General features: G+C 71.6%; 14 protein-coding genes. 5 read left to right on the top strand and 9 right to left on the bottom strand.

The genetic code is table 11. The features are described 5' to 3' along the window. Entirely contained in the window at nucleotides 1–1,185 is a 1,185-nt protein-coding gene (gene lhgO / locus HHX30_RS31520; RefSeq protein ID WP_169986480.1) for an L-2-hydroxyglutarate oxidase, read from the bottom strand. A gap of 88 nt (nucleotides 1,186–1,273) precedes the next feature. Here lhgO and HHX30_RS31525 point away from each other — a divergent pair, with 88 nt between their 5' ends. Together HHX30_RS31525 and HHX30_RS31530 are read left to right on the top strand one after the other, a co-directional pair. Beyond that, nucleotides 1,274–1,636: a hypothetical protein gene (locus tag HHX30_RS31525; RefSeq protein WP_169986482.1), complete on the top strand. Its 363-nt coding sequence runs from the start codon at nucleotides 1,274–1,276 to the stop codon at nucleotides 1,634–1,636. Between the two features lie 63 nt (nucleotides 1,637–1,699). Continuing rightward, complete coding sequence (locus HHX30_RS31530; RefSeq protein ID WP_169986484.1) at nucleotides 1,700–2,134, top strand: CBS domain-containing protein; 435 nt, start codon at nucleotides 1,700–1,702, stop codon at nucleotides 2,132–2,134. A gap of 152 nt (nucleotides 2,135–2,286) precedes the next feature. Here the strand turns inward: HHX30_RS31530 and HHX30_RS31535 are convergent, their stop codons facing one another. Next, nucleotides 2,287–3,327, bottom strand: coding sequence for a hypothetical protein (locus tag HHX30_RS31535; RefSeq protein ID WP_249350648.1), 1,041 nt, complete (start codon nucleotides 3,325–3,327; stop codon nucleotides 2,287–2,289). Between the two features lie 93 nt (nucleotides 3,328–3,420). After that, on the bottom strand, nucleotides 3,421–4,530 hold the full coding sequence (locus HHX30_RS31540) for an epoxide hydrolase family protein (RefSeq protein WP_169986486.1): 1,110 nt from the start codon (nucleotides 4,528–4,530) through the stop codon (nucleotides 3,421–3,423). A 63-nt stretch (nucleotides 4,531–4,593) separates the two neighbouring features. Here HHX30_RS31540 and HHX30_RS31545 point away from each other — a divergent pair, with 63 nt between their 5' ends. Further along, a complete protein-coding gene (locus HHX30_RS31545) occupies nucleotides 4,594–5,568 on the top strand; it encodes a YafY family protein (RefSeq protein ID WP_169986488.1) in 975 nt (324 codons plus the stop codon). Here HHX30_RS31545 and HHX30_RS31550 read toward each other — a convergent pair. From HHX30_RS31550 to HHX30_RS31560, 3 genes are all read right to left on the bottom strand, one after another. Then, the gene (locus HHX30_RS31550; protein WP_169986490.1) at nucleotides 5,560–6,312 is read right to left on the bottom strand and encodes an SDR family NAD(P)-dependent oxidoreductase; all 753 of its coding nucleotides are present in this window, start codon (nucleotides 6,310–6,312) and stop codon (nucleotides 5,560–5,562) included. The two genes, HHX30_RS31545 and HHX30_RS31550, sit on opposite strands and share 9 nt — an antisense overlap. A 108-nt stretch (nucleotides 6,313–6,420) precedes the next feature. After that, a complete protein-coding gene (locus tag HHX30_RS31555) occupies nucleotides 6,421–7,002 on the bottom strand; it encodes a TetR/AcrR family transcriptional regulator (RefSeq protein ID WP_169986492.1) in 582 nt (193 codons plus the stop codon). 37 nt (nucleotides 7,003–7,039) lie between these two features. Continuing rightward, nucleotides 7,040–8,212, bottom strand: coding sequence for an NAD(P)/FAD-dependent oxidoreductase (locus HHX30_RS31560; RefSeq protein ID WP_169986494.1), 1,173 nt, complete (start codon nucleotides 8,210–8,212; stop codon nucleotides 7,040–7,042). 55 nt (nucleotides 8,213–8,267) lie between these two features. On the opposite strand from HHX30_RS31560, the gene HHX30_RS31565 reads away from it, so the two are divergent. Next, complete coding sequence (locus tag HHX30_RS31565; protein ID WP_249350649.1) at nucleotides 8,268–8,837, top strand: PadR family transcriptional regulator; 570 nt, start codon at nucleotides 8,268–8,270, stop codon at nucleotides 8,835–8,837. Nucleotides 8,838–8,887: 50 nt separating this feature from the next. Beyond that, the gene (locus tag HHX30_RS31570; RefSeq protein ID WP_169986496.1) at nucleotides 8,888–9,856 is read left to right on the top strand and encodes an aldo/keto reductase; all 969 of its coding nucleotides are present in this window, start codon (nucleotides 8,888–8,890) and stop codon (nucleotides 9,854–9,856) included. Between the two features lie 100 nt (nucleotides 9,857–9,956). On the opposite strand, the gene thpR is transcribed toward HHX30_RS31570, so the two are convergent. From thpR to HHX30_RS31585, 3 genes are read right to left on the bottom strand one after another with little or no spacing between them, the layout of a single operon-like run. Continuing rightward, the gene (gene thpR, locus HHX30_RS31575; RefSeq protein WP_169986498.1) at nucleotides 9,957–10,526 is read right to left on the bottom strand and encodes an RNA 2',3'-cyclic phosphodiesterase; all 570 of its coding nucleotides are present in this window, start codon (nucleotides 10,524–10,526) and stop codon (nucleotides 9,957–9,959) included. Then, nucleotides 10,489–11,742 (bottom strand): MFS transporter, encoded by a 1,254-nt coding sequence (locus HHX30_RS31580; RefSeq protein ID WP_169986500.1) that lies wholly within the window; start codon nucleotides 11,740–11,742, stop codon nucleotides 10,489–10,491. The genes thpR and HHX30_RS31580 overlap by 38 nt, the downstream gene beginning before the upstream one ends. A gap of 5 nt (nucleotides 11,743–11,747) precedes the next feature. Then, nucleotides 11,748–12,191 (bottom strand): MarR family winged helix-turn-helix transcriptional regulator, encoded by a 444-nt coding sequence (locus tag HHX30_RS31585; protein WP_169986502.1) that lies wholly within the window; start codon nucleotides 12,189–12,191, stop codon nucleotides 11,748–11,750. Between the last annotated feature and the right edge of the window lie 35 nt (nucleotides 12,192–12,226).

Consider the following 12,226-nt stretch of genomic DNA (forward strand, 5'->3'; position numbering starts at 1 on the left):
CTAGGTTGTTAAGGGAACCGTTAAAGCGATGTGCCTGGCGATGGCGAGGCTGCTCGTCGCCGCGGGTGAGGGCGCGTTGCGCACCAGCACGATCCGCCCGCGCACGTCGATGACGAAGTCGTCGAGCAGCCCGCCGTCCCGCGACACGGCCTGTGCCCGCACGCCGCCCCCGGTGCGTACGAGGTCGGGCGAGGACAGGGTGGGTACGTACCGCCGGGCGGCGGACACGAAGGCGCGTTTGGCCAGCGAGCCGTACACCTCGCGCAGGCCGGTCCGCCAGTGCTCGGCCGCCAGGCGCCGGGTGCCCGGCCAGGACAGGATGCCGCGCAGGTCGCGGGCCGAGGCCCGGCGCCACGAGTAGCCCTCCAGGGCGAGCGCCGGCACGGCGTTGGGCCCCACCAGGACCTCCCCGTCGATCCGGCGGGTCAGGTGGACGCCGAGGAAGGGGTAGCGGGGGTCGGGCACGGGATAGATGAGCCCCTTCACCAGGTCACGCGCCGAGCCGGCGAGCCGGTAGTACTCCCCGCGGAACGGGACGATCCGCACGTCTCCGCCCGCCCCCGCCAGGTCCGCCACACGGTCGGAGCCGAGACCGGCGCAGGAGATCAGTCGGTCGAAGGTGAGCCTCTCCGGCCCGGCCGCCACCGCGACGCCGTCCGTGGTCTGCCTGATCGCGCGTACGGGGCGCGAGAGCCGTACGGACCCGCCGGCCTCGGCCACGTCGGCGGCGAGGCGGCGCGCGACCGCGGAGAAGTCGGTGATCGCGGTGTGCGGCGAGTGGACGGCGGCGACCCCGACCGCGTACGGTTCCACCTCCCGCAGGCCGATCGCGTCGAGCTCGGCGATGCCGGGCACGCCGTTCTCCCTGGCCCGCCCGGCGATGCGGCGCAGCCCCGGCAGTTCGGCCCGGGTGGAGGCCACGACGAGCTTGCCCACCTCGTCGTACGGCAGGCCGTGCTCGGCGCAGTACTCGCGCAGCATGGCCACGCCCTCCCGGCAGAGGGTCGCCTTGAGCGAGCCGGGCTGGTAGTAGATCCCGGCGTGTACGACTCCGCTGTTGTGCCCGGTCTGGTGGGCGGCGACGCGGGGCTCCTTCTCCAGGACGGTCACCTCGGCGCCCGCCCGTGCCATCTGCCGGGCCACGGCCAGACCGAGGATCCCGGCGCCGACGATCCCGATCCTCATGTCCGTACCGTTGTCGACAGCATGCCGGCCATTGTCTCAGCCGGAGCCGCTCCGCGGTGATCGAACCTGTGTTCGGTACGATGGCGGGGTGTACGTGCCACCCGGCTGGCCGCCGGAGGTGCGCCCTCCGGGCAGCCCCGAATGGGAGGTCTCGGCCGTGTCGTGGCTGCTCGACGCGGTACCCCCGGACTACCGCGCGTACGGCGTGCTACGCCGTCACCCTCTCGCGCTCGCCCGGATGGCCCGTCAGCAGGCGGCGGCCTCGATCCAGGCGGCCAGGGAGGGGTATCGCGGAGCGGCGGTGGAGTTGAAGGAGCACCTGCCTCCGCACGCGGTCGAGGCGGTCCTGGACGCCTACCGCCAGGAGGGCCCCCGGCTCGTACGGCTGGCCGAGTCGATCGCGCTCGTGGAGCGCGCCCTGCGCGGCGAGCACTTCCTCCCCCGGCTGTGAATCCGCTCTTATTTCCGGACAGAGGGGGCATAACCGCCCAAAAGAGGGAATCGGGGGTTAGCCATGACCACAGAGGGAGTGACCAAGACCGCCGGCCAGGTCATGCACCAGGGCGCCGAGTGCATCGGCGAGCACGACAGCCTTCGCAGGGCCGCCGAGATGATGCGCGACCTGAACGTCGGCGCCCTGCCCATCTGCGGGGAGGACGACCGGCTGAAGGGCATCATCACCGACCGCGACATCGTGATCAAGTGCTGCGCCGAGGGCAAGGACCTCGACCAGACCACGGCGAGCGAGCTCGCCCGCGGCCTCGTCTGGGTCGACGCAGGCGCCAGCGTCGAGGACGCCCTGGCGAAGATGGAGGAGCATCAGATCAAGCGCATGCCGGTGATCGACAACCACCGGATCGTCGGGATGATCACCGAGGCCGACCTGGCCAAGGAGCTGCCCGACAGCAAGCTCGCGGAGTTCGTGCACCGCATCTACGCGCGGAGCTGACTCTCGCGACGCTCTCCGGGGCCGGGCACCATGGGGGCCCGGCCCTTCCGCGCGCCGCGCACAACCACTGCACCGCGCACAACCACCCGCCGGGCCGGGCCGCCCCGCCGCCGCACCACCGCGCCGCGCCGCGCGCGGCCGGTGCGCCTCGTTCAGCGGCCCGTGCGGTAGGCGACGAACGCGATGATCCCGATCGCCCCGAGGGCGACCGCCACCCATAACACCGGCATCGGCACGCCGGGCAGCCCGCCGCCTTCGGCGGCCGCCTCGCTCGACGCCGTGACCGCCCTCGGCCGGGCGGAGTTCCGGGCCGGGCGGGGAGAAGGACTCGGGCGGGCGGAGGCCGGCAGTGGCACCCGGTAGACCGGGCTGTCCTCCCCCTCGCTGCCGGTGAGCAGGGCCGTCCCGTCCCGGGTGTACGCGATCGACTCGGCCTGCTTGAGCGGCGGCATCGTGACGTGCGCGATCAGTTTGCCGGGTGATCGGTAGACGGACGCGGAGAAGTACGTGCGTATGACGAAACTCGACCCGTCGGGGGCGTACGCCGCGTCGGTCGCCATGATGGGCGCCGGCCCCACCCGCCGCAGCACGTTCACCTTGTCGGCGCGGAGCTTCGCCGGCGCGGCGTAGACGCCGCCGGAGAACTCCTTGCTGACGATGTACAGCCGGCCCGAACGGGGATCGACCATCACCCCCTCGGCGTTGCGGGGGCCGTCGGCGTACCGGAAGCGATACCGGGTCGCCCGCAGCGTCGCGTCCTCCATCGTCCGGGGCTCGACGACCTTGTAGACGGACACGTCCGGCCAGGCGCCGTCCATGTTGTCCCCGATGTCGGCGATCCACAGCACGCCGCGGCCGGTCGCGCGGTCGGTGGAGGCCGCGATGCCCTCCCAGTCCCTGGCCTCGGCGTTCCCGATCGTGAACGTCGCCCGCGTGCGGCCGTCCGGGCCGATCGCGTAGATCTGCGGTCCGTGACCGCTGTCGTTGTGGGTGTAGACGATGCCCTTGTGCGTGGGCGAGACGGCCAGTCCGCTCGACTCGCTGACGCGCTCGTCCCGGATCAGGAACTGCGGCCTGTCTCCGTCGTCGGCCCGCGCGGCCGTACCCGGAACGGCCGCTCCCGCGGCCGCGAGGAGAGCCAGGACGGCCCGCGGAATCCGTCTCGTCCGAGTCCGCCCCGTTGCGCGCCCCATGCGGCCATCATTCCCGATGTCCGCTGCACGTGCGGCGGCCGACATGCCCCCGGCCGTCCCGGATTCGGTCAGGGGCGGGCAAGTGGCGGGCGATCAGCGCAGGGCGGCGTAGAAGTCGCGCAGGTCGGCGGCGAGCACGTCCGGCCGCAGATGGGCGGCGTAGTGGCCGCCCCCACCGTAGGACCGCCAGTGGACGATGTTCTTGTGGTCGCGCTCGGCGAAGGTGCGCATCGACACGAAGTCGCCCTCGAACATCGCCAGGCCGAGCGGGACCGTCGTCGGCTCCTTGGGGTGCTCGGCGTGCGCGTCCTCGTAGTAGAACCGCGTCGCCGACGTGGCGGTGCCGGTCACCCAGTAGAGCATCGTGTTGGTCAGGATGAAGTCGTCGTCGACGTCCTCGCCGAACAACTGGGCGTTCCAGCCGAGCAGCCCGGCCGGCGAGTCGAAGATCCCGTACGACAGTGTCTGCGGCTGCTGGGAGTGGACCATGTTGAACGACATCTTGTTCTCGTAGAACCACTGCAGCACCTCAAGGCCCTTGCGCTCCTCGTCGGTGAGGTTCGCCATCTCCGCCGGGTCGCCGGAGGGGAAGGAGTAGATCTGCGTGACGTGGACGCCGACGACGTGCCCGGGGTCCACCCGGCCGACCTCGGGCGAGACGAACGAGCCGCCGTCGTTGCCCACCGCGCCGTACCGGTCGTAGCCGAGCCTGCGCATGAGCTCCGCCCAGGCCCGGGCCGTACGGAACCTGTTCCAGCCCCGCTCCCGCGTCGGGCCGGAGAAGCCGAAGCCGGGCAGCGACGGGATCACCAGATGGAATGCCTGCGCCGGGTCGCCGGGGTTCGTCAGCGACTCGACGACCTTGAGGTACTCCACCACCGAACCCGGCCAGCCGTGGGTCAGGATCAGCGGGAGCGCGTCCTCGTGCGGCGACCGTACGTGCAGGAAGTGGATGTTCTGTCCGTCGATTTCGGTCATGAACTGGGGATACCGGTTGATCTCGGCCTCGTGGGCGCGCCAGTCGTACCCGTCGCGCCAGTACGCGGCCAGCCGCTTCACGTACTCGACCGGCACGCCGTAGTCCCATCCCCCGCCCGGGATCTCGTCGGGCCAGCGGGTGCGGCCGAGGCGGTCCTTCAGGTCGTCGAGGTCGATCTGCGGGACGTCGATCCGGAACGGCGTGATCTGCGTGTTCTCGCTCATGACGCCGACACTAGAGACCCTTCCGGACAGCCTCTGTCCTGAAGTGCGGCCAGACTTGAACCCATGCTGGAAACCTCGGCGCGGCTGCTGCGCCTGCTGTCGTTGCTCCAGGCCAGACGCGACTGGCCCGGCGCGATCCTGGCCGGACGGCTCGGCGTGAGCGAGCGGACCGTCCGCCGCGACGTCGACCGGCTGCGCGAACTCGGCTATCCGGTGGAGTCCACCCGGGGCACCGACGGCGGCTACCGGCTGGTCGCCGGGACCGCGATGCCGCCCCTGCTCCTCGACGACGAGGAGGCGGTGGCCGTGGCGATCGGGCTGCGGGCCGCCGGCGGCGTGGCGGGCGTCGAGGAGGCGGCCGAGCGCGCCGCCGCCAAGCTCGAGCAGGTGCTGCCGTCGCGCCTGCGCCGCCGGGTGGGCGCCCTGCAGGCGTACACCGAGCCGGTGCCGCCCGACCGGCCGGGTCCGGCGATCGATCCGGCCGTCCTGAACGCGCTGGCCGCCGCCTGCCGCGACCGCGAACGGCTGCGGTTCGACTACCGGGGCCACGACGGCTCCTCGGGCGTACGGGTGACGGAGCCGTACCGGCTCGTGTCCTGGGGCCGCCGCTGGTATCTGGTGGCCTGGGACGTCGACCGCGACGACTGGCGCACGTTCCGGGTGGACCGGATCGCGCCGCGCACGCCCACCGGTCCGCGGTTCCCGCCCCGCGACCCGCCCGAGGGCGGGGCGGCGGCGTACGTCGCCCGGGGGGTGTCGGCGGCGGCCTGGCGGCACCACGCCCGGGTGCTCGTCCACGCCCCGGCCGAGGAGGTCGCCACGCGGATCAACCCCGCCGTCGGCGTCGTGGAGGACGTCGACGACCGCACCTGCGTGCTCGTGACCGGCGCCGACACCCTGAACGCGCTCGCCGTCCACCTCGGCCTGCTCGATCTCGACTTCGAGGTCACCGGTCCGCCGGACCTGGTGGAGCACCTGCGCGCCCTCACCGCCCGCTACGCCCGCGCGACCGCCGCCGCGCCGGAGGGGTCAGGCTGAGGCACCGCCGTCGAGCGCCAGGTCGAGCCCCACCGCGAAGCCGGCGTCGTCCGAGGCGAGCCAGAGCACGGTGCCGGTGATCTCGTCGAGGGCGCCGACGCGGCCGATCGGCAACTGGTCCCGGAGCCGGGCGGCCCGGTCGTCCTCGGTCTCACCGGGGCGCTTGGACATCTCCGTGTCCAGCGGGCCCGGGCTGACCGCGTTGATCCTGACGCCGGCCCCGATGTTCTCCAGCGCCGCCGTACGGGTTAGTGCGCTGACCGCGGCCTTGGACGCGGCGTAGGCGCCCAGCCCGGGGACCCTCTTGTGGGCCCCGATGTTCGAGGCGATGTTGACGATCACGCCGTAGCCCTGCGCACGCATCGCGGCGATCTCGTGCTTCATCGCGAGGAAGGTCCCGGTGGCGTTCACGTGCATGACCCGCGCCCAGTCGTCCTCCGGCATGTCCGCGACCGTGCCCCCGGCGAAGACCCCGGCGTTGTTGACGGCGACGTCGAGGCGGCCGAACCGGGTGAGGATCTCCTGAACGAGCCGGGCCACACCGGCCGAGTCGGTCACGTCGGCTGCGAGCGCGACGGCCCGGCCTCCCTCGGTCTCGATCAGCTTGACGGTCTGCTCCAGCGCCTCGGGACTCCGGGACGCCACCACCACGATGGCGCCCTCCCGGGCGAACCCCCGGGCGACCGCCCGGCCGACGCCGGAACCCGCTCCGGTGACCAGAACCACAGTGTCCGTGAACCTCATCGTCACTCCTCGAATCGGGGGAGCTGAGCACGGCGAACGCCGCGCATTTCTAGATCGATCAGTCCAAAATGGAGGTACGGAAAAGCGCATTCCTCTTCGAAGGGGTGATCAGCGGAGGAGCGCGAGAGCCTGGGCGGCGGCGTCGCGGATGCGGGCGGGATCGCCGCGGCCCTTCCCCATCACCCGCAGCCCCTGCAGGAAGACGAGCACGAATCGCGCCAGCGCCCGGGGGTCGGCCTCGGCCGAGATCTCCCCTTGGGCGCGGGCGCGGATGAGCGCGGAGGTGAGCGCCGTCTCCAGACCCGTCCAGCTGGTCTCGACGAACCGGGCCACCGGCTCGTCGTCCGGCAGGAGTTCGGCCGCCGCGTTCACGATCATGCACCCTCGCCGGTCACGGTCGTGGATCGAGTCCTCGGCGTACAGCTCGACCACGGCCCGTACGGCCGGCAGGGCGGGACCGGGCTGCGACAGCAGCTCCACGAGGTTCGGGTCGCGCGTCTGGACGTAGCGATCCAGCGCCTTCAGGTAGAGGTCGTGCTTGCCGCCGAAGGTGGCGTACAGGCTGGCGCGCCCGATACCGAGGTGCTCGACCAGGTCGGCCATCGACGTGGCCTCGTATCCGCGCCGCCAGAACAGGTCCAGGGCCCGCTCCAGCACGACGTCGGGGTCGAACTCCTTGGTCCTCGCCATGGCCTCGACCCTAGACCATACAAGAACGATTGGTCAATTAAGCCGCGACGTGGTCGTCCCACGTGATCCGGTGGTCGTACATCCAGGCCAGCGCGTTCCGCTTCTCCACCTGTCGCATGATCACGGGAAGGATCAGGTCGCGAACGAAGGCCCCGCCGACGCCCGGCGCCTTGCCGTCGCCGTTGCGCTTGCCCTGCGCGACGACCCGTTCGACCCGCCGGCGCCGCAGCCGCTCGAAGGCGGCGAACGCGTCCGCGGTGCCGGGCACGTCGCGCAGGCACTTCCCCAGCACCACGGCGTCCTCGATGGCCATCGACGCGCCCTGACCGGAGGACGGCGAGGTGGCGTGGGCCGCGTCTCCCACGATGACCATGCGCTCGCCGGACCACTTGGGCACGGTCGGGAAGTCGTAGGTGTTCCAGCCGGGCAGGATGTGCGGGGTCGCGGCGATGATCTCCCGCATCGGCCCCGCGTCGCCCTCGAACAGGTCCATGAGCCTGGCCCGCCACTGCTCGGGGGTGATCGCCGCGAGCTCCTCAGGGCTCATCTCCCTGCGGCTCGGCGGGTTGGCGAACCACCACACCTGCCCCTCGGGGTGGACCATGTAGCCGAAGAAGCACCGCCTGCCGAAGACGAAGTAGCAGACCCCCGGCCTGCCCGGCGACCGCACACCTTCGGCGTAGCCGCCCGTGTTCAGCAGCCCGACGTACCGGGCGCGGGGGGCGCCGGGGTCGATGAGGGTGCGGGTGCGCGAGCGCAGCCCGTCGGCGCCCACCAGCAGGTCGCCCTCGGCCTCGCTCCCGTCCGCGAAGACCGCCCGCACCCCCTGCGGGGTGGCCGAGGCGTCGACGAGCCGCCTGCCGTAGTGCATCGGCACGCCCCGCCGTACGGCCTCGTCGCGCAGCGCCTGGTAGAGGTCGGCGCGCCGGAGTGTGCGGCTCGGCTGGCTCGTGGTCGCCAGCGGCCTGCCGCGCGCGTTGCGGATCTCCATGACCGGCGTGTCCATGCCGAGGCCGCCGACGACGTCGTCCAGGCCGAGCAGCCGCAGGGCCTCCAGTCCGTTGCGCGCGACCGTGAGGAAGGCGCCGACCCCCTCGGCGCCCCGGTCGTACGCCTCGAAGACCTCGCTGTCGACTCCGGCGCGCCGCAGCGCCATGGCCGTGACGGGACCCGCGATCCCGCCGCCGATGATCAGAGCTTTCTTGGTCATGCTCTGACTATACATATTATGACTATTTGTGGACAAGGCCCCTATGATGGGCGCCATGTCGACGCGGCGCTCTCCCCTGGCCACGGCGGTGCTCGCCCTGGTCTGCGAGTCGCCGATGCACGCCTACCGCATGCAGCAGCTGATCAAGGAGCGCCATCAGGACGACGTGGTCAACGTCGCGCAGCGCAACAGCGTGTACCAGACCATCGACCGCCTGCTCCGCGACGGGCTGCTGGCGGTCCGCGAGACCACCCGCGAGGAGAACCGGCCGGAGCGCACGGTCTACGAGGCCACCCAACTGGGCCGGGAGACGCTCAAGCAGTGGATGCGCACCATGCTGTCCACCCCGGCCCGCGAGTTTCCCGAGTTCCCCGCCGCGCTCGCCTTCCTGCCCGTGCTGCCGCCGGACGAGGCGCTGGCCGCGCTGCGGCAGCGGATCGCCGCGCTGGAGACGCGACTGGCCGCGCTCGACGCCGAGCTGGCCGAGAGCCTGACCTTCGTGGCCCGCCTCTTCCTCGTGGAGTCCGAATACCAGCGGGGGCAGGTCGCCACCGAGCTGGAGTTCGTCCGCGGCCTCGCCGACGACCTCGCCGAAGGCCGCCTCACCTGGGACTTCCGCCTCTGAGGCGCGCCGGGCTCGCCTGGAGTCCACTCCAGGTACCTAGGGTGGGGGGCATGGAATACGGACACCTTGGCCGCACCGGCCTGCTGGTCAGCAAGCTCTGCCTGGGGACCATGAACTTCGGTCCGCAGACCACGGAAGAGGACTCTTTCGCGATCATGGATCGCGCCCATGAGCTCGGGATCAACTTCTTCGACACGGCCAACGTGTACGGCTGGGTCAAGGGCGAGGGGATCACCGAGAACATCATCGGCCGCTGGTTCGCGCAGGGCGGGGGCCGCCGCGAGCGTACGGTCATCGCCACCAAGCTGTACGGCTCGATGGGCGACTGGCCGAACGAGGAGAAGCTGTCGGCGCTGAACATCCGGCGGGCGGCGGAGGCCTCGCTGCGCCGCATGCAGACCGACTACATCGACGTCTACCAGGCCCACCACATCGACCGGGACACCCCGTTCGAGGAGTTCTGGGAGGCCATGGACATCCTCAAGCAGCAGGGCAAGATCCTGTACGTCGGCTCGTCGAACTTCGCCGGCTGGCACATCGCCAAGGCCCAGGAGTCGGCCCGGCGCCGGGGCACCGTCGGCCTGGTCAGCGAGCAGTCCCACTACAACCTGCTCGTCCGCGCGCCCGAGCTGGAGGTCATCCCTGCCTGTGAGGACTACGGCCTCGGCCTGATCCCGTGGAGCCCGCTCGCGGGCGGCCTGCTCGGCGGCGTCCTCCGGAAGATCGACAAGGGCCGCTCCGCGGCCGACCACATCGTCGCCCAGCTCGACAAGCACCGCGACAAGATCGAGCGCTACGAGGCGTTCTGCGACGAACTCGGCGAGGACCCGGCCAACGTCGGGCTGGCGTGGCTGCTGCACCAGCGGGCGGTCACCGCGCCGATCATCGGCCCCCGTACGGTCGAGCAGCTCGACGGTACGCTCCGGGCGCTGGAGATCGAGCTGAACGACAAGGCGCTCGCCCGGCTCGACGAGATCTTCCCCGGCTTCAAGACCGCCCCGGAGGAGTACGCCTGGTGATCAGGCGGTGTTGAGGAGCGCGCCGACGATCACGATGAGCACGAGCAGCGCGAGCACCGTGGGCAGCAGCCAGCGTCGAGGACGATCCACGTCATGGAGCCTAGTCGCGGACTGCCAATGGGTACGCCTCGACCTGCTCGTAGCGCACGCTCGCCCCGATGTGGCTGCGTACGAGGTGCACCGACGACACCTCCCAGCGCCGCCCGCCGAAGGCGCTCAGGGCGCCGACCAGGGGGCGCAGGTCGTCGCCGTCGCGTGACCGGGTCCTGGAGCGGGCCAGGGTGAGATGGGGATGGAACCGCTTGCGGTCGGTCTCCGCCGCCCCGGCCCGCCGGGCCCCGGCCGCCACCGAGCCGGCGAGCCGCGTCAGCGCCGGTCCGGCGTCCAGACCGACCCAGAAGATCCGTCCCCGGGAGGCGGAGGGGAAGGCGCCGACGCCGCCGAACGCCACCGTCTCAGGGGAATGGCGGGCGGCCGCCCGGGCCAGCCGTACGCGTAGCTCGGGCAGGACGTCGTCGGGCACCTCGCCGAGGAAGGCCACGGTGACGTGCCACAGCGCGGGATCGACCCAGCGCAGCTGGGACCACTCGGCGCGTACGGGGTCGACCGCCGTGGCGATCTCCGCCAGCGCCTCAGGCGGCGGCAGCAGCGCCACGAACAATCTGCTCACGTGCCGATTCTTCCTTGCCGGCCACGCGTGCCGCGACCATCCGGGTCACCAGCACCGCCAGGAAGACGCCGCACATGCTCAGCACGCCGGCGGCCACGACCGAGACCCGGGGGCCGGCCAGCTCGGCGAGCCAGCCCACCAGCGGCGACCCGATCGGGGCTCCCCCGGTGAAGACCAGCACGTAGATCCCCATCACCCGGCCGCGCATCTCGGGCGAGGCGCCGAGCTGCACGATCGTGTTCGCGGTCGTGTTGACCGTGATCATCGCCATGCCCGCGGGGACGAGCATCAGCAGGAAGGCCGGGTATCCGGGGGCGAGCCCGGCGACGACCTGGAACAGTCCGAAGCACAGCGCCCCGGCGATCAGGAACCGGCGGCTCGGCTTGACCCGGCGCGCGGCGAGCAGCGCCCCGCCGAACGCCCCGACGGCGAACGCGCTGGACGCGACGCCGAAGGAGGACGCGCCCGCGCCGAACGCCTGCTTGGCCATCAACGCGATGCTGGTCGAGAAGCTCTGCGCGAAGATCGCCATGAACGCCACGAGCAGTAGCGGAAGAAGCAGGTCCGGCCGGTTGCCGACGTAGCGCAGGCCCTCCCGCAGCTGGCCCTTGCCCCGCGGCACGGGCTCAGGCGAGCGCAGCTCGGACACCCGCATGAGCGCGAGACCGGTGATCACCGCGGCGAACGACGCGGCGTTCAGCACGAAGATCGGGCCGGTGCCCATCCAGGAGATCAGCAGGCCGGCCACCGCCGGGCCGACGACCCGGGCGAGGTTGAAGGTCGAGCTGTTCAGCGCGATGGCGTTCGGCAGGTCCCGCCGGCCCACCATCTCCACCACGAACGACTGCCGTGTGGGCACCTCGACGCACGACACCAGGCCGAGCGTGAACGCCATCGCGTACACGTGCCAGACCTGGGCCGTGCCGGTGAGCACCAGCACGCCCATGGTGAGCGCCAGCAGCCCCATGAGCGTCTGGGCCACCATGAGGATCCGGCGCTTGGGGTAGCGGTCCGCGATGACCCCGCCGAACATGCCGAACAGCATCGTCGGCAGGAACTGCAGCGCCACGGTGACGCCGAGCGCCGAGCCGCGGCCGTGCGAGAGGTCGAGGACCAGCCAGTCCTGGGCGGTGCGCTGCATCCAGGTGCCGACGTTGGAGACGACGCCCCCGGCGGCGAACAGACGGTAGTTGTGGTTCCGCAGCGAGCGGAACATGCCGCCTACATCGTCGACAGCTTCTCCAGGATCGGCGCCGCCGCTCGCAGTGTCGCCCTCTCCTCCGGCGTCAGATCCCTGAGCCGCTGCGCCAGCCAGGCTTCCTTGGTGCGGCGCTCCTCCTTCAGCAGCTCCGCTCCCTGCGGCGTCACGCTGACCGTCACCTGCCGCCGGTCGGTCGGATGCGGACTGCGTGCCAGCAGACCCCGCTCCTCCAGCTTGGCGATCACGCGGGTCATCGAGGGTGGCTGCACCTTCTCGTGCTCCGCGAGCTCGCCGGGAGTCATTGCGGTGTGGCGCTCGACGGCGACGAGTGTCGCGAGCTGTGTGGGCGTCAGTGAGTGGTGCGCGGCCTGCCTGCGCATCCGTCGCGTCAGCCGGGCGAGGGACACGCGCAAGGCGGACGCGAGAGCGGCGTCGCTGCGTAAGTTCTGGGCGTTCGTTAGCATAAGTCATTACCTTTGCTAACTATATGGTGCATGTC

The organism is Microbispora sp. H10836, assembly GCF_012999525.1.
In the GTDB taxonomy this organism is placed as follows: Bacteria; Actinomycetota; Actinomycetes; order Streptosporangiales; family Streptosporangiaceae; genus Microbispora.